Origin of the sequence: Labrenzia sp. CP4, assembly GCF_001579905.1 — a bacterium.
Classification (GTDB): domain Bacteria; phylum Pseudomonadota; class Alphaproteobacteria; order Rhizobiales; family Stappiaceae; genus Roseibium; species Roseibium algicola.
This window is the reverse complement of sequence record NZ_CP011927.1, coordinates 5,245,655-5,262,492: the sequence shown is the minus strand read 5'-3', so window position 1 is coordinate 5,262,492 and position 16,838 is coordinate 5,245,655. Positions and strand designations below refer to the sequence as shown.

Genomic DNA, 16,838 nt, shown 5'->3' with positions numbered 1-16,838 from the left:
ATCTCGAACCGTGTCGGGCAAAGCGGGCACTGTCATGATGGAAACGAGGCCTAAAGACGGCACTTGCCTGCGTTTTTCACATCGAGGGCTGCGGGGGTGCGTGGTAGGCGACGACTCGAAAAAACCTGCGTGAGTGGGGTTCTTCGGGTCGGTCAAGAACCCCGTCGAAAGTGGACCGGACAGGTGGTGCCGGTTTCTGGAGTCGTGTTCAGGTGGGAATGCGAACCCGGGCTTCGACACGCCTTTCACCATAAGCCCTGTCCTGCGGCATTTGGACTGCCCTCGGGTCGTTGAACAGGAATTCGGAGATTCTCGACATCAACCTGATACGTGTGTGTCTGTTGCCTTCGTGAAATCCGATATCATTAAGCCCTCTCACATAGGCTTGGAATGTCGGGTCCGGGGCGTTGTCCTGCGGTGGCTTGAAATAGAGCTCACCTTGTCCGAACGCAGGCTGATAGCCGAAAAACGCCAGGCCAAGCAGTTCGCGCGCCAGCACACGCGGGTTCTGGAATGATGCTTTCCTGTTGGTTTGTCTGTCCGTGTACTGTCCGAAGGTCCAGAACATGCCGGCGTTCCGGTTCATGAACTCCTTCCAGTGGTTCTTTTGATAGTCCACGGTTCCCTTCACAAGGTGCTCTGCATTTCTCCGGTTGGTCACATGCGGCAGAATCTTCTGCAGTTTCGGGACCTCTTCGTCCAGCAAATCCTCGCCGCATTGGCGAAAAAGGCCGGCCTCAGCGGTTTCCAGCGTCAGACTGAAGGTCTTGTGGGCAGTGATCGCACCGATGATGAGTGCATCGTTGAGAAGAGGCGTCCACTTCTTTTCACTCAGGATGGCGCCTCCTGTGACGGGCACGGGAGGGATGATATTCTTGTTCGCGTCCGTGTGCGTGCCTTTGCCATCGTTGCGGGCTCTTTGTTCCGTCCGGACATGCTTCCTGGTTACGTCTTCCTGGATGCCGCTGGCAGCCGTCACACCGAAGTTTGCGATCAGGTTTTTGCACATCCGGATACCGGTGCCGCCAAGCAAGGTGTATGGCAATCGGTTATTTGCCGCAGCCCTGTAGAGATTGTAAGCAGCCTGGCAAAACTGGTCCATTTTGTCCCGATCCTGCCAGTTGGACCAGCTTTGAACCCACGCGTTGTCGTCCCAGTAACGCTGCCAGTGAGGTTCAACCGCTGCTTTGAAGGCGTCGTAGTCTGCGTACATGTTCACGTTCTCCACGATGTGGCCATGCTTGCGGCCGCACAAAAGGGATCAGGCGCACGCTTTGTGTGCCGGTTTCTGTTTCAGGTGTTGGCTGGCTTTGCTGTGGCACCGGATATTGAGCAGGCGCTTTCGGCTGCGGGCACCCGGCCGCACAAGCTGTTGCGTCTCTGGCAGACAATTTGATGGAAGAGGGGCCAAATGGCCAGTGACGCCCGTCACTGCGCTCGCACGGGCCTTGAAGTGGTCAACGCTGGGTCTTGTCGAGAAATGGCGAACTCTTGCCGGTCATTTCCATGCCGAACATTCACTCGACAGGCGGAGCGGGACAAAGCCGGCAATGTCATGCCGACGGAAGCCAGGGTGCATCATCGGAACATGAAAAGAGTCGATGACCTGCCTCTCAATGAATAAGCCCCGCCGGTTGGCGGGGCTTAATGTTTTCAGGCAACTGCCGGGGAACTGAATTCCTCAGTTCTTGTCGTCGGGAGCCGGTTTCTTGCGTTTGAAGAGCGCCCCCAGATTGTCCCAGAGCTCCACCTTGGCTCCCTGACGGCGCATGATCACATACTGCTGCGTCACGGACAGGGTGTTGTTCCATGCCCAGTAGATCACCAGACCGGCCGGGAAAGAGGCCAGCATGAAGGTAAAGATCACGGGCATCCAGGTGAAGATCATCTGCTGTGTCGGATCGGGCGGAGCCGGGTTCATCTTCATCTGGATGAACATGGTGATCCCCATGATCAGCGGCCAGACGCCCAGCATCAGCATCTGCGGCGGATCCCAGGGGATCAGGCCGAACAGGTTGAAGATGGTGGTCGGGTCCGGTGCCGAAAGATCCTGGATCCAGCCGAAGAACGGTGCGTGGCGCATTTCGATGGTGACGTACAGCACCTTGTAGAGTGCGAAGAACACCGGGATCTGCACCAGGATCGGCAGACAGCCGGCCAGTGGGTTGATCTTCTCTTTCTTGTAGAGCTCCATCAACGCCTGTTGCTGCTTCTGCCGGTCGTCGGAATATTTCTCCCGAATTTCCGTCATTTGCGGCTGCACGAGCTTCATCTTGCTCATGGAGACGTAGGACTTGTTGGCCAGCGGGAAGAAGATCAGCTTGACGATAACGGTGACGACCAGGATGGCGACACCGAAGTTGCCGAACAGGTGGAAGAACCAGTCGATCGCGAAGAACATCGGTTTGGTGAGGAAGTAGAACCAGCCCCAGTCGATGAGGAGTTCGAACCGTTCGATGCCGAGCGCTTCCTCGTAACCGTCGAGAACCTTGGTTTCCTTGGCGCCGGCAAACAGATACGAGCTGCTTTCGCCGGTCGAACCGCCTGCAATGGTCACACCGTTGCCGAGATAGTCGGCCTGGAAGACGTCGGTGGTGGCGGAGTGGCTGAAGCCCGGCTGGAATTCCTGACCCGGGGTCGGGATGAGCGTCGCGGCCCAGTACTTGTCGGTGATGCCGAGCCAGCCCTGGTCGACCTTGGCCGGCCGGATGGAGCTTTCTTCCATCAGATCGTCGTAATCGACTTCCTTGAGGCCTTCCGCGCCGAAGACGCCGAGCAGACCTTCATGGAGAATGTAGATACCCTTGGTTTCCGGCATGCCCTTTCGAGCGATCAGGCCGTAGGGATAGAGCGTTACCGCGTCGGCGCCAGTGTTTTCGACCGCCTGATTGACGGTGAACATGTAGTTGTCGTCGACAGAGAAGGTGCGCTTGAAAGTGAGGCCCGCACCATTGTCCCAGGACAGTGTCACGGGTGTCGACGGGGTCAGTGTCGTCTCGCCGTCGATGGACCAGATGGTATCCGGGCCGGGCAGGGCGATGTTCGAACCCGGATCGCCGACCCAGCCGTAATCAGCGTAGTAGGGCTTGGGGCTGCCGGACGGTGAGAACAGCACGATGGTCGGGCTGCTCTTGTCGACGGTCTCGTGATAGTCCTTCAGCCGTATATCGTCGAGGCGGCCGCCTTTCAGATTGAGCGACCCTTCAAGGCTGGGCGTATCGATGGTCACGCGCTGGGAAACGGCAAGCGCAGTATCCCGGTTGGCAAAGGCGGCCTGTTGCCCGGCCGCCGGTGCCGCGGTGTTGGCGCCCTGCGAACCGGTCGGTTGCGGTGCATCCGGGTTTGTTGTGCCGGTCGCGGCCTTTTGAGCGGCCTCCTGCTGGGCCTGAAGTTCGGCCTGCTGGCGTTCCAACTGAGGCGCGGCAACGAAATATTGCCAGCCGAGCAGAACAATCAGGGACAGAACGATCGCGAGAATCGTGTTGCGGTTTTCAGAAATCAACTGGATTTACCCCTGTTTCCTGCGCTGTTTCGATTGGGCTGCGAGCCCTGCCGGCGCGGTTTTCCCCGTCCGCGCGGCGTTTGCGGATCCAGCACCTGGCTCAGGCCAGACTTAAGGTCTGCAACGATTTTTTCAAAGGGAAGAGTGAGTGCGCTGTCGCGAGCGACAAGCACGAAATCCGCCTTTTGCGGGATATCTTCGGGCGCAAGTTCGGCCACGGCGGCTCGAAGCCTCCGCTTTATGCGGCTGCGCATAACCGAATTGCCGGTTTTCTTGGTAACCGTGTAGCCAACCCGCGACGCGTCGTCGCTGTCGCGGTTCAAGCCCTGAACGACAAAAGCGCGCCGGCCCAGCCGGCCGCCTTTGGCGACCGCCAGGAATTCGGAGCGCTTTTTCAAAGTGTCCATAGCGGCGGATTGGTGTTGGCAGTCGCCGCCAACCCGGCGCACTGCGGGCTGGTCGCCGATTAGGCGCTGAGGCTCTTGCGACCCTTCGCGCGGCGACGAGCAAGCACCTGACGGCCATTCTTGGTGGCCATACGTGCGCGGAAGCCGTGGCGACGCTTGCGGACAAGACGGCTCGGTTGATACGTACGCTTCATTGTTCTTCCCCGCGCGGCTAAGAGCGCGGCCCTTGTTCATTTTTTAAATTCTTTGGAGGAAGCACCCGAAGCGCCATGAAGAGCGCGGCTTTTCCAGCCTTGGGTCCGAATGCATGTCCCGGTCGAGCGCGCTTATAAGGGCCATGCCGCCTCAAGTCAACTTTGCACGCCTAAGATTCTGCGTTTTCCTTTCGATCACGCACAGGTGAACCTGAAACGGGCAAGCGTCACTTATCAGTGAAGCACAGTTCTTTTTACGAGGTTTAAGGTACATCTGCCTATCAGAACAAAAAAGCAGGGCGCCCCTGCGACAAGAAGCGAGCTGATGGAAGAGTGGATGCTGGGTGACGAGGCCAACAGGATGACGCCGCCGAAGGACACGGGGCAGACCGGCGGAAAGACGCAGGAACGCACGGCAGCCGAAAGGCTCAGAAAGTGGCTTCCACTGGCGGTTCTCGCAGGCCTGATGGTGCTCGGATTCGCGCTTGGCCTGCACAAGCAGCTGACCTTGTCGAACCTCATCATGCAGCGGCAGGACCTTGCCGGTTACGTCGAGCAGAACCTGGTGCTCGCCATTCTCGCCTATGTGGCCATCTATACCGTGGCGGTCGCCCTGTCGTTTCCCGGGGCATCCTTGCTGACCATCGCGGGCGGCTTTCTGTTTGGCTGGGTAATTGGCGGTTTCGCAACGGTTCTGGGCGCGACGATCGGCGCCTGCGCCGTCTTTCTTGTTGCAAGATCCTCCTTCGGTGAGGTGCTCACCAATCGGGCCGGCCCCTTCCTTGCCCGTCTGGCCGAAGGGTTTCGCAAGGATGCGTTTCACTACCTCCTGTTCCTGCGGCTGACACCGGTATTCCCTTTCTGGCTGGTCAACATCGCCCCGGCAATCTTCAAGATGCCGTTGCCCTCCTACACGGTTGCCACTTTTGTCGGCATCATTCCAGGCACCTTTGCCTTCACCTTCATCGGTTCCGGCCTCGACAGTGTCATCGCGGCACAGGAAGCCGCCAACCCCGGCTGCGCGGCGTCCGGAACCTGTCAGATCGACGTTGCTGCCCTGGTAACACCACAGCTGCTGGTGGCGTTTTTTGCGCTCGGAATCGCCAGCCTCATTCCGGTGATCTTGAAAAAAGTCCGCAATCGTTAAACTTTCCGCCAGTTTCCTGCCGAATCGGAGCCCGTCATGGCCAATTTGCTGACCCCGGACATTTGCGTGATTGGCGCAGGCTCCGCCGGCCTGTCCGTTGCCGCGGCCGCGGCGGCCTTTGGCGTTGAGGTGGTGTTGATCGAAAAGGGGCTCATGGGCGGCGATTGCCTGAACTACGGCTGTGTGCCCTCCAAGGCGCTTCTGGCCGCCGCCAGGGCCGCGCATACGCAGGAAGCGGCGAGCCGGTTTGGAGTGCATGGCGACAAGCCGGAAGTCGATTTTGCCGTAGCGAACGATCATGTCCGCAAGGTCATCGCCGCCATCGAGCCGCATGATTCCCAGGAACGCTTCGAAGGCCTCGGCGTCACCGTCCTGCGCGAGACGGCAAGGTTCACCGGATCCGATGAGGTGTTGGCCGGTGCAGTCCGTATCAAGGCCCGGCGTTTTGTCATCGCAACGGGGTCCTCCGCTTTCGTTCCGCCTATTCCGGGCCTCGAGGACGTTCCCTATCTGACCAATGAAACCCTGTTCCAGCTACGCGATCGTCCGGAGCATCTGGCGATTATCGGCGGCGGACCAATCGGTCTTGAAATGGCGCAGGCCCACCGACGTCTTGGTTCGAAAGTCACCGTGTTAGAAGCCCAGAAGGCTCTTGGCAAGGACGATCCGGAACTGGCGGCTTTGGTGCTGGATACCCTGCGTGCCGAAGGCATCGACATTCTGGAACAGACGGCGGTCGAAAAGGTCGGGCGATCCGGTGCGGGGCTTGTGATCAGTGCGAAGGGAGCGGACGGAAAGCCGGTCACGGTGGAGGCCTCTCATCTGCTGGTGGCGACCGGCCGTGCGCCCAACGTCGACGGTCTCGGCCTGAAAGAAGCCGGCATCGATCATGACCGGAAAGGCATTGCGATCGACAAGGGTTTGCGAACGAGCAACCGGCGCGTCTATGCCATTGGCGACGTTGCCGGTGGTCTGCAGTTTACGCATGTCGCCGGCTATCAGGCAGGTCTTGCGATTCGCTCCATCCTGTTCCGGCTGCCGGTCTCCATGACCAGCGACATTGTGCCCTGGGTTACCTACACATCGCCGGAACTTGGTCATGTCGGCCTGAGCGAAGCCGAGGCCCGCTCGCGCTATGGCCACAAGGTCAAGGTGCTGACGGCGGACTATGCCGGCAATGACAGGGCGCAGGCAGAAGGCCTCACGAATGGCCGCCTGAAGCTGATTGCCGGCCCGCGCGGCAGGCTGCTTGGCGCGGATATCGTAGGTGCCCAGGCCGGGGAGGTCATCAATCTTCTGTCGCTCGCCCTGTCGAAGAAGATGACCATGAAGGACCTTGCCGGGTTCATTGCACCCTATCCGACACTGGGTGAACTCGTACGCCGTGCGGCAATTTCTTACTATTCGGAAGCGCCCAAAAATGCTTGGCTGCGCAAAGCGATCGGTTTCCTGCGTCTGTTCGGGTGACCGCTGGTGCCGTCTGTTTTAGAGAAGCTGTGGTACCATCGCTGATGCGGGGCCGGGGCCTTGGGATTTGGAAAGACGTGACATGAAACATGAGGGCGCGCCGCAAGGATCGGCTGTCCCGCAAGAACCCGCCGCCACGCCCGCTTCTTCCGGCGATGGCTTCGGGCATTATCGATTTGGCGGCCTGTCGGGCAAACTCCTGTTGATGACGGTGCTTTTCGTGATGCTCGCGGAAATCCTCATCTATGTGCCTTCGATCGCGAATTTTCGGAACACCTGGCTCACCGACCGGCTGACCACGGCAGGTGTCGCGGCCTCTGTGCTTGCGGAAACCAACACCATCGCCCCGCGTCTTCAGGAAGAACTGCTGCGCACGACCGGTGCTCTCGCGATTTCCCTCGACGAAGGCTCGCGGCGCAGCCTGATCGCCATGAGCAATGTGCCGGGCGAGATGGACTTCGTTGTCGACATGGCCGAAGTCACCCCCTGGTCGGCCATCCTGCACAGTTTCGAGATCCTCACCTATCGCGGCGACGGCGCCATGCGCATCATCGGTGTCGGCCAGATGGGCCATACCGAGCATGTCGATGTGGTCCTGCCCGTACGCCTTCTGCAACAGGACATGCTGGCCTTCTCCGGCCGCATTCTTGCACTGTCGCTGGTGATTTCGATCATCACCGCCAGCCTTGTCTACATCACCCTCAGGGCATTGTTCATCCGGCCGCTGCGCCGCCTGACGCGCTCCATGGAACGGTTTGCCGAAAGCCCGGAAGACACTTCGCGCATCATGTCGATTTCCGGCCGCCGCGACGAGCTCGGCGACGCCGAAATCCGTCTGGCGGGCATGGAGGAGGCTCTTTCAAGGGCGCTTCATCAAAAGCAGAGGCTTGCTGACCTCGGTTTGGCTGTTTCCAAGATCAATCACGACCTCCGCAACCTGCTGGCCTCTGCGCAGCTGTTTCTGGAGCGCCTGGAGCATGTGCCGGACCCGACGGTCAAGCGCCTTGCCCCCAAGATCCTGGCAACACTCGACAGGGCGGTCGGTTACACCCAGGCGGTGATGTCCTACGGCAAGGCCCAGGAACGGGCACCGCAGCGCCGCCTGTTGGCGCTGAGGCGTGTCGGTGACGACGTGGCGGATGTGCTGGGTCTCGTGGATCATGCCACAGTGCGTTTCGATAACAAGGTGCCGGTGGAAATCGAGATCGACGCCGATCCGGAACAGATCTTCCGTGTGATGCTCAATCTCGTCCGCAATGCCTTTCAGGCGCTGGAGGCGGAAAAGGACGAAACGCTGGTTCGCCGGATCACCATCGAGGCCGAGCGTGAGGGCACTTGCGTCCGCGTCCGGGTTTCCGACACGGGGCCGGGCATTCCGGAGAATATCCGCAAGGCACTGTTCAGGGCATTTCACAGTGGTTCGAAAAACGGCGGCGTCGGTCTCGGGCTGGCGATTGTCGCCGAATTGCTCAAGGCGCATGGCGGATCGGTGCGGCTGGAAGACAACCGGACCGGCACATGTTTCTGTTTCGAGGTTCCTGACCGCAAGCCATGAGTGGGAAGGGCGATCTTATTCACCGCTAAGTCTCGAGGAGTTCTGCGGCTTTCCGAACTGTATGACAGTTCTTTGAAAAAAAGTTCAAAAAGGTTCTTGCAATCCCCATCGGACCGCAGTAGGTAAGCGCCCTGTCCGGGGCACACGACACGCCCCGCAGCGCCAAGACCGGTCATCGGCAGGTTCAACCGAGATGACAAGATCTTCGCAAATACGCACCGGTAGCTCAGCTGGATAGAGCACCAGACTACGAATCTGGGGGTCGGGGGTTCGAATCCTCCCCGGTGCGCCACTTTTCCCGCACCATCAGTATTTGATCTGCTTGCACCTGTGTGTGTTGCGCTGAAGCGTTGTCGGTCTGTCTGGACAGTTTCCAGGAAGCAATTTCAGCATTTGCCGTTTCCGCAATAGCTACATTCGTGCTTTGGATTCCCGCTTTCCATGCGATGGACCGGACAGGTTCTCGTGGGGGCTAATGTCGTTTAAAGGCCAGGTCGTCAGCGGGTGATTTGCCGAATCCCAATGTGCCTGATCCGGGAAATCGGATCTTGTTTCCGATGACACATGCCGCATGTTCTTGGGCAGGTGATTACGGTCGCCCGGCTTGGATCGTCCCTATAAGAAGGGGGCGTTTCGGGTCATTCCAAAAGAATTGGAAGAAATAAAATCTCAAAATATTTTGATGTTTGATTATTATTGTAAAATGTGTATGCTGAAAATTAGAAAAATAAGCGCGGAACAAAATAAAAATCAATCTCACCGCCTATTTTGTCATGAAAATTCAAAGTACATAAGTGTATTTTTTCCTTGTCAGGGTGCTGCTTAGGCCTGCGCCCTCCCTGGACAAGTGTACCCGCGAAACCGGTCATGACACATTTGGCGGCGCAGATGTTTACCGCTTTCCGTCATGCATTTGGCCTTCTCGGATCAAGGACAGTTTACGGAAGTGGCCACCGTATGCCGATTGAACAGGCTGATACACGTATCTGTCGATAGCATAGCGTCACTTGGCGGATCTCAGCCGGCGAATTCTTCAAATCAAAGGATACCCAGTTATCATGACCAGGAAAACGGTCACAAATACCAGCCAGGGCAGAGCCTCGGGTGGCTCTTCGGACCACAGTTTCAGGATAGGGCAGGCCGTGCGCCTGAAAAACGTATTCGGTGGCAAGGGCATGTCCGGCCTGACGTATCGTGTGACAGGCAGGTTGCCTGCTCGCGATGGCATGCCGCAGTATCGCATACAGTCCGATGGGGAAGCGTACGAGCGCATGACCACGCAGGATCAACTTGAAGCGGTTGGCGAAGCTGCTTCTGGTTCCAACTCGACGCTGCTTGAAAAAACATTCGGTTCAAGCCACCGTTAGGCTGCTGGAGAACCGGTTCTGCCCGTGCGCGAGAAGAGGTGTTCCTCATCTGTGATTGCCTGATGAACCAGGAACAGGAAACGTGGTGGAACTGGTCGAATTTGCGTCTGATGGCGATCTATCAGACGGCCTGCCCAGATCCCGTCTCAGGGCTTTTCTTGCGACTTGTTGGCGGAAACCTACCAGGAACAATTGGGTAGCGACACTGCCACCGCGATGGTCGAATCCCTTGCCGGAGAAGATCTGGGTGGCATTCTGCCTGCGACGGATGAACGGGTGGTCCTCGCGTTTCATGACGATCGGATCGTCGGAAGCTGCGTCTACGCAGCTCGCGGGGAAACTGTCTATGTCTGGGGCTGTTACATCAGCCAGGCGTTCCAGAGATCGGGGACTGGACGCAGATTGATCCGGCATGTTCAGCGTCAAGGTTCGAGCGCAAGGCGGCTGCAGGTCACGGTGCTATGCGCCAGCGCGGGCGCAGTCGCCTTTTACGGATCTTTGGGATTTGCAGTTGTGGAACACGTAGAATACGAGCTCTTTCCCGGTTGCAGAGAGCCGGCGCAGGTCATGGAACTGGCGACTGCCTGACGGTGTGCCATGGTTCCGAAGCTTTGGCCGGAGAAACAGAAGCGATCGCCGAACGGCAATCGGGGCGATCCATTTTGAATGCCCGTTTCGCTCGCCTTGCCGAAAGTGCCCTCAAGAAGCCCCTGGAAAAAGAGGAATGAAACCTGGCGTCAGGCTTTGGGCACAATGGGTTTGCGGGGTTTTGCTGGGGCTGACTTGCCCTTGGCGGTATTCGTGGCGGAAGTAGCCTGCTTGTCCTGGTTCGCCAGTCTTGCAGCTTTCAGCCGGGCCGTCTTGGCATCGCGGGCAGATGTCTCGGCCTCATTGATTTCACGCGCGACCCGACGCGTTGTTTCCGCTTTGCTTTCCGCAGTTTCCCGTCGTGTGCGAAGCGGGCTTTCATTGTCCTTGGACGAAGTCATCTGCACGTCTCCAACCGTTCACTGGTGGTAGTTGCAAAAAAGGCCGGGAGTTACCCCGGCCTTTTCCATTCATCCTGCTGCCCGGTGCCAGTACATCCGTGGTCACCGAACAGAGTTGGATGCAGAATTAGACTTCCTGAAGGTTGTCAGCAGCGGACTTGCCGGAACGGCGGTCCTGGACAACTTCAAAGCTGACCTTCTGGCCTTCGACCAGGCTGCGCATGCCTGCGCGCTCTACAGCGGAGATGTGCACGAACACGTCGGCAGCGCCATCTTCCGGCTGAATGAAGCCAAAGCCTTTGGTGGTGTTGAAGAATTTTACGGTACCTACTGGCATAACGATTTCCTTTCAATCGGTCATGGTAGTTTGCGCGCCTCACGGTATGCGGGGCGGCGCGGTTAGGTCGACGTTGATGGGAAGATCGTTCAGAACACGGAAAACCGCGCAGTCACAAAGTTCGACAAACAATATCGATGACCGTTACCTAAGTTGAAACCGTGTCCAAAACAAGGCGCATTTCCTGATTCTTTGAAAAGAATTTTTGCGGCGATGAAACTTAGCAATAATAATTCGTTTTGATCCGATTTCAGGATCGTTTTGGCGGGTGATGGGTCATCTCGGCTGGGTGCAGGCCCAGGGGTAATAACGGAATTCCGGTTAATGGACGTAGCACCTGGCAATTGGCGAAGGCGCAGGCGGTAGTTCTGACAGGTTTGTTTTACCAGCCTTCTTTTAGGTGCTACAAAGACGCGAAGTGTTTTTCCAAAGTGAGTTCAGAGACATACATGTCCCAGGCGCTGGAAATTTCGCTCCTTGGGGAACTGCGCGTCAGGGCCATGGGGCAGGAAATTGTTCTGCCGGCCTCCAAGAAGGCACGGGCGCTTCTGGCGTTTCTGGTCGCGACGGGGCGGCCGCATCGGCGTGAGCGATTGTGTGAGCTGTTCTGGGACCTTCCGGACGACCCGAAAGCGGCGCTGCGCTGGGCGCTCAGCAAGCTGCGGCGGGCGGTGGATACGCCGGACCGGTTGCGCATCATCGCCGACCGCGAACGCGTCCAGTTCGATGCTGAAGGCATCGGTATCGACATTCTCGATATTCACGCAAGGCTTCGGAACCAGGTAGGGATGCTTGGTGTCATCGAGCTTGAGGACATGGCCACACGGCTCGGGAATATGTTGCTGGACGGCCTGGACGGTGCCGGGGACGAGGCTTTCGATGCCTGGCTGACGGCTGAACGTGAGGACGTCCATCTGGCGCAGGTGGAAGTTTACAGGCGTCTGGCGACCCACAGGGATGTTGGCCCGGCTGCCAGTCGGAAGTGGCAGCGACTGTGGCTGGAAGCCGACCCGGAAGGTGCAGAGGCGCACCAGCGAATGCGAAGTGATCCGTCACCGGCAGGCCTTCAGCGGGGCACATCACCCCCAGGTCTTTTGTCTGACCACGTCGTGCTTGCCGAGACGAGTTCGGCCGACCCCGCAGACAGGGTTCGCAAGGCCCGTGCCCATGCGCTCAGGGCGCAGAATATCGGATTTTGCGACGTGGCAGACGGCACCAGGATCGCCTATGCGAGCATCGGGTCCGGCCCACCTATTCTGAAGGCGGCCAATTGGCTGAACCACCTGGAGTTCGACTGGTCGAGCCCGATCTGGGGCAGAAGCTTTGCAGAGCTCTCCCGCGGCCGTACGTTGATCCGTTACGACGAGAGAGGCTGCGGTCTGTCCGATTGGGATGTGGACGATCTCGGGTTCGACGCCTTTGTCGAGGATCTTGAGGTCGTTGCCGATACCCTGGGGCTGGAGCGGTTTCCGCTGGTGGGTATTTCTCAGGGCTGTGCCGTGTCGGTTGAATACGCCGTGCGTCATCCCGAGCGCGTTTCCGGATTGATCCTGATCAGTGGGTATGCTGCCGGCTGGCGATATCTCGCCTCACCGGAGGAACAGGCCCGGCGCGAAGCGGTGATCACGCTGACGGAACTTGGCTGGGGAACGGATAATCCGGCCTACCGGCATATTTTCACACAAACCTTCATGCCGGATGCCAGTGCGGAAACCCTGGATTGGTTCGACGATTTTCAGCGTCAGACAACCTCGCCGAAAAATGCGGCGCGGTTTCAGGAAGCCTTCGGCCGTATCGATGTCCGCCACCGCCTTGGGCAGGTAAAGGCGCCGACAATCGTTTTGCACTCCAGATACGATCAGCGCATTCCGCTGGAACTCGGCCAGGCTGTTGCGGCAGGCATCCCGGGTGCGCAATTCGTGGCGCTGGAAAGCCGAAATCACATTCTGGTCGATCGGGAACCTGCCTGGCAGATGTGCCTTGGTGCAATCCATCGCTTTCTTGAAGAGAACGGCATCTGATTTTGGCTCTTGTCGGAAGCGCATTCCGGCGGGGCAGAACCGGGATATGATCTCCGTGCTCTGCCCGCTTTGCCGGCAAATGTCTCCTGTCAGCCGAATGGTCAGCGGCTAATGAACGGAGAGGAGCACTGCAGGCGCGAGCCTTGCCCGGACTGGAACGTGTTGTCGGAAACACGATAGGAGTTGTAGCGGCCAAAGCACCAGTCGATATGCCGCGTCACAACCGCATCGCGAGCGCCAAAAGCCCATTGGTGCTGATAGCCCTTGTGGTTGCTTTTTCCATAGCCACCGGCAAAGGCGGCAGGGGCGAAGGTCGTGGTTGCCAGGGCTGCGGCGGCAACGGCGGTGAAGATGGTTTTCCTGAACATCTGGATCTTCCTTTGGCTTGGTGAAGGCGAAGTGGTGTTCGCCTGTCCCTCTTACCTAGGAGAGATCATTCGCCGAGGCCTGTGACGCGCGACACTGCCCCGACATCGGCTGTCTGATGACAGCCAGCGCGTCCCGAGTTCTGGCCAAAACGGCTCTCGTGTTCCTCACACGAAGTCCGCGACGTCCTCCAGGCCTTCCCGGTTCCGGATGATCAGCCAGCCTTCCTTGAGGTCGATCAGGTCTGCTTTCTGGAACTTGCGCAGGCACCGGTTCACTGTCTCTCGCGTATTGCCGATCATCTCTGCGATTTCCGACTGGGAGAGCGACAGTTTGGTCAGCGGCTTTTCTTCAGTGCCGGGAGCGGTCACGGTGATGCGGAGCAGCAGGCGGGCGAGACGTTCCGGCAGACCGAGAAAACCGATTTCCATCATCCGTTCGTCCGACCGGCGAACGCGCTGGCAAAGCAGCTCGATCAGCCGGATGGAAAGAGCCGGATCGCGATTGAGCACTTCAAGCAGAGACCTCCGTTCGACCACGACCAGCTTGCAGTTGGTCAAGGCGCGCACGTTTGCTGACCTCTCGCCGCCATCGAGCAGGGCAATTTCGCCGAAGATGTCGCCGGGATGCAGTTCCGACAAGGTCACATCGCGGGCGCTGGGCGTCGGCATGCTGACGCGCACCGAGCCTTCCGCAATTGCCATCATGCTTTGCCCCGGCGTTCCCATGTCGAAAATGATATCGCCTGCGGTGTAGCGTTTGACATGTGCGAAAGCGGCCAGATCCTTGCGGCTCTCGTCATCCAGCGCTTCGAAAATAAAGCTCTGTCCCAGGAGCTTTTCCTTATTCAAACTCTCTTCGGTAGCCATATTCTCTCTTTCTCGTGTGATGCGAGCACCAGTACAACGGTGGTTACAACGGTTGTTGTGTCATACCATGGTGGTATCTCACGGCGATGCCTTACCTAAAATTGACAAGCCTATCGGGATTGCAATGTCAACAAGACGATTGAAATTGGCCGGAACCCTGATCGGGTTGATGCTCGCAGCTTCTTCCACGGTCATGGCGCAAAATGTGAACGGCTGCGAACGCACACAGGTCCAGGATCCGCCCAGGACTGTGTATCAGTGCGCGAACGGTCTCGTGATCGAAGCAGAAGCAGCCAGTGCTTTCAACATCGACACCGCCGCAGGCGCCACGCGCCCGGAAGACGTCGATCTCGAAACCGATGCGATGCTGATCGAGGTCGAGCCGGGCAGTGGCCCGTTCCAGGTGCGAACCCCTCACGCCATTGCCGCCGTTCGTGGCACGATCTACGCGGTGGATGTCGGGCCGGAGCGCACGTCAGTCTTCGTTTTGCGCGGTCACGTGTCGGTGTCCCGGCCGGATGGCAGCGATACGGTGCTGCTCGCAGCCGGTGAAGGAGCGGACGTCGCCCCGGGCCTTCCCTTCGCACCGGCCACATGGTCAGCGGAAAGGGCCGCAGGGCTTATGTCCCGTTTCGGTCAATGAAACTGAAGCTCTACGTCTGTCTCGTGGTCCTGGCGATGATCGTCGGGGCCGTCTGGGCAGGCTCCCTGGCGTTGGGCCATGTTGCCGGACGGGCAAGCGTGCTTGACCGGCTGGAAACGGTGCTTCTCGATCTTCGTATCCACATCAAGGGACCGCGCGAAGCGCCGCAGGATGTGGTGATCGTGGCCATAGACGATCAGACGGTGGCCGCAGCCGGTCACTATCCGGTCGACAGGGTGTTTCTGACCGAGCTGGTCGACCGGATACGGGACGCAGGCGCCAAGGCCCTGGCCATCGACATTCTGCTGATGGGAAAATCGAACGAGGCAGCAGACACCGGCCTTGCGACGGCGCTTGCTTCTCTGCCTACGGTGATTGCGGCCGGTGGCCAGTTCCCGCTTGAAAGGGCTGCGGCGGTACTGGTGCCGGCTCCCGAAACCGAGTTGCGCCCGTTTGAAGCCTTTGCGGAAGCAGCCAGCGTCGGCCTCGTCAATGTCTCGACCGATGCCGGCGGCACACCGCGCCATATCCCTCTTATTTTCAAGACCGACAAGGGACTGGCTCCCTCGTTTGGCATGCTGGCTGTTGCCGGGTTCCTGGGTGCACCTCCATCGGTGACCGCGGAAGGTATCCGGATTTCCGGGCGAGTGCAGTCGCTGGATCTGCAGTGGCAGCAACCGCTGAACTATTATGGCAAGGGCGGCACCATCAGAACCGTCAGCGCGCAATCGCTTCTTCAGGACGCCGCAGCCGCCAAGGCAGCTCTTGGCGGTCGTCTGGTGCTTCTTGGTGTCACCGCGTCGGCTGTTGGTGACCGGTTTTCATCTCCGTTCGACCCTATCCTGCCTGGGGTGGAGGTCCTGTCGACGGGGATTGCCAACCTGCTGGACGGATCGGTTCTGCTACGCGACAGCCGGGTCCGCAGTTTCGATGCACTCGCTGCCGTTTCCATTACGCTACTGGGCATGGCCGTTGTCGTGTTCCTGCCGCTGGCCAGCGCAACCATCGTTTACCTACTGCTATTGCTGGGTTGGCTGACTGTCGTCGTCATCTGTTTCAACCAGGGCATCTGGCTCAACGCGGCATTGCCGATTGCGGCAAGCGTGCCGCCGGTTGTCGCGCTTGCTGTGCTGAGGGAAGGTTTCGAGTGGTTCCGGGTGCGCCGGCTGGTGGCGGCCCGGGAGGCTCTCAGCCGGTTTCAGGCGCCGGATCTTGCCCGGCGTATTGCCGATGATCCCGGCTTTCTGCTGGTCCCGCGGGAGCAGCCGGTTGCGATCCTGTTCATTGATCTGGCCGGATACACCGCCCTTTCGGAAAAACTGGGTCCTGCGCGAACCCGGGATGTTCTGAAGGCCTTTCATACGCTGGTCGTCAATGAGGCCGCGCGCAACAAGGGGCTGGTACTGGATTTCATGGGAGACGGGGTGATGATCGGATTCGGCATTCCGGACGCCGGACCAAAGGATGCCGCTGACGCCTGTCGCTGTGCCTTTGATCTCGTCGTTGCCGTGCGTGGCTGGATCCTTGCCTCCGGGCTCGACGCCGAAATTCGCGACGTACGCCTTGGCGGCCATTTTGGTCCGGTGGTGCTGTCGCGTCTGGGGCATGAGAACCAGCAGCAGATCGCGGCAACCGGCGACTGCGTGAATGTGGCCAGCAGGCTGATGGAAGTTGGCAAGTCACGTGGCGCTTCGGTCGTCCTTTCCACCGCCCTGACGAAAGCCGCCGAGGCAGGTGGTGAGATGTTGGGAATGCCGCCACGCAGGGAAGCCGTCGCAATCAGGGGGCGCGTGCAGGAGCTCGAAGTTGCGCTCTGGACAGCGGACGAAGCCATGCCGGAGCGGCGCGCGCTTTCTGCGACAAATTGAATGTGCGGTAGGCGATCCCGGGTTGGCCGAAAAGCGGACGGGCGGAAGCTTTCTGCCTCCGCCCGTTTGCTCCACCGGCCATCTGCTTGAGGGTTGCTCCTGCCAG

Annotated in this window: 16 protein-coding genes and 1 tRNA gene; 9 read left to right on the top strand and 8 right to left on the bottom strand. The window is 59.1% G+C overall.

The window, feature by feature from the left end:
• Positions 1–208 precede the first annotated feature (208 nt).
• From ACP90_RS24090 to rpmH, 4 genes are all read right to left on the bottom strand, one after another.
• Positions 209–1,213, bottom strand: coding sequence for a hypothetical protein (locus ACP90_RS24090; protein WP_145915832.1), 1,005 nt, complete (start codon positions 1,211–1,213; stop codon positions 209–211).
• A gap of 468 nt (positions 1,214–1,681) precedes the next feature.
• Positions 1,682–3,502, bottom strand: coding sequence for a membrane protein insertase YidC (gene yidC / locus ACP90_RS24085; protein ID WP_201030425.1), 1,821 nt, complete (start codon positions 3,500–3,502; stop codon positions 1,682–1,684).
• Positions 3,499–3,909, bottom strand: a complete 411-nt coding sequence (gene rnpA, locus ACP90_RS24080; protein WP_023002254.1) for a ribonuclease P protein component — start codon at positions 3,907–3,909, stop codon at positions 3,499–3,501. The genes yidC and rnpA overlap by 4 nt, the downstream gene beginning before the upstream one ends.
• Before the next feature lie 59 nt (positions 3,910–3,968).
• A complete protein-coding gene (gene rpmH / locus ACP90_RS28055; RefSeq protein ID WP_006934271.1) occupies positions 3,969–4,103 on the bottom strand; it encodes a 50S ribosomal protein L34 in 135 nt (44 codons plus the stop codon).
• 325 nt (positions 4,104–4,428) lie between these two features.
• Between rpmH and ACP90_RS24075 the strand changes: the two genes are divergently transcribed.
• The 6 genes from ACP90_RS24075 to ACP90_RS24050 all read left to right on the top strand — a co-directional run bounded on the left by ACP90_RS24075 (position 4,429) and on the right by ACP90_RS24050 (position 10,227).
• Positions 4,429–5,250 carry a TVP38/TMEM64 family protein gene (locus ACP90_RS24075; protein WP_062490460.1) on the top strand — a complete coding sequence of 274 codons (822 nt, stop codon included), beginning with the start codon at positions 4,429–4,431 and terminating at the stop codon, positions 5,248–5,250.
• 36 nt (positions 5,251–5,286) lie between these two features.
• Entirely contained in the window at positions 5,287–6,717 is a 1,431-nt protein-coding gene (locus ACP90_RS24070) for an FAD-dependent oxidoreductase (RefSeq protein WP_062490458.1), read from the top strand.
• An 82-nt stretch (positions 6,718–6,799) separates the two neighbouring features.
• Entirely contained in the window at positions 6,800–8,272 is a 1,473-nt protein-coding gene (locus ACP90_RS24065; RefSeq protein WP_062490456.1) for a HAMP domain-containing sensor histidine kinase, read from the top strand.
• A 215-nt stretch (positions 8,273–8,487) separates the two neighbouring features.
• Positions 8,488–8,564 (top strand) — tRNA-Arg (locus tag ACP90_RS24060).
• 766 nt (positions 8,565–9,330) lie between these two features.
• A complete protein-coding gene (locus ACP90_RS24055) occupies positions 9,331–9,639 on the top strand; it encodes a hypothetical protein (protein ID WP_062490454.1) in 309 nt (102 codons plus the stop codon).
• Positions 9,640–9,831: 192 nt separating this feature from the next.
• Positions 9,832–10,227, top strand: a complete 396-nt coding sequence (locus ACP90_RS24050; RefSeq protein ID WP_145915831.1) for a GNAT family N-acetyltransferase — start codon at positions 9,832–9,834, stop codon at positions 10,225–10,227.
• Between the two features lie 149 nt (positions 10,228–10,376).
• Here the strand turns inward: ACP90_RS24050 and ACP90_RS24045 are convergent, their stop codons facing one another.
• Both ACP90_RS24045 and ACP90_RS24040 read right to left on the bottom strand, forming a co-directional pair.
• Positions 10,377–10,628, bottom strand: a complete 252-nt coding sequence (locus ACP90_RS24045; RefSeq protein WP_062490450.1) for a hypothetical protein — start codon at positions 10,626–10,628, stop codon at positions 10,377–10,379.
• A gap of 127 nt (positions 10,629–10,755) precedes the next feature.
• Positions 10,756–10,965: a cold-shock protein gene (locus ACP90_RS24040; RefSeq protein ID WP_023002246.1), complete on the bottom strand. Its 210-nt coding sequence runs from the start codon at positions 10,963–10,965 to the stop codon at positions 10,756–10,758.
• A gap of 449 nt (positions 10,966–11,414) precedes the next feature.
• Between ACP90_RS24040 and ACP90_RS24035 the strand changes: the two genes are divergently transcribed.
• Entirely contained in the window at positions 11,415–12,986 is a 1,572-nt protein-coding gene (locus tag ACP90_RS24035; protein ID WP_062490448.1) for an alpha/beta hydrolase, read from the top strand.
• A gap of 101 nt (positions 12,987–13,087) precedes the next feature.
• Here the strand turns inward: ACP90_RS24035 and ACP90_RS28920 are convergent, their stop codons facing one another.
• Positions 13,088–13,354, bottom strand: coding sequence for a BA14K family protein (locus tag ACP90_RS28920; protein ID WP_023002244.1), 267 nt, complete (start codon positions 13,352–13,354; stop codon positions 13,088–13,090).
• Positions 13,355–13,519: 165 nt separating this feature from the next.
• Positions 13,520–14,221, bottom strand: a complete 702-nt coding sequence (locus ACP90_RS24025) for a Crp/Fnr family transcriptional regulator (protein WP_023002243.1) — start codon at positions 14,219–14,221, stop codon at positions 13,520–13,522.
• A 145-nt stretch (positions 14,222–14,366) separates the two neighbouring features.
• On the opposite strand from ACP90_RS24025, the gene ACP90_RS24020 reads away from it, so the two are divergent.
• Positions 14,367–14,864 carry a FecR family protein gene (locus ACP90_RS24020; protein ID WP_062490446.1) on the top strand — a complete coding sequence of 166 codons (498 nt, stop codon included), beginning with the start codon at positions 14,367–14,369 and terminating at the stop codon, positions 14,862–14,864.
• Positions 14,861–16,732, top strand: a complete 1,872-nt coding sequence (locus ACP90_RS24015) for an adenylate/guanylate cyclase domain-containing protein (RefSeq protein WP_062490444.1) — start codon at positions 14,861–14,863, stop codon at positions 16,730–16,732. The genes ACP90_RS24020 and ACP90_RS24015 overlap by 4 nt, the downstream gene beginning before the upstream one ends.
• Positions 16,733–16,838: the final 106 nt, after the last annotated feature.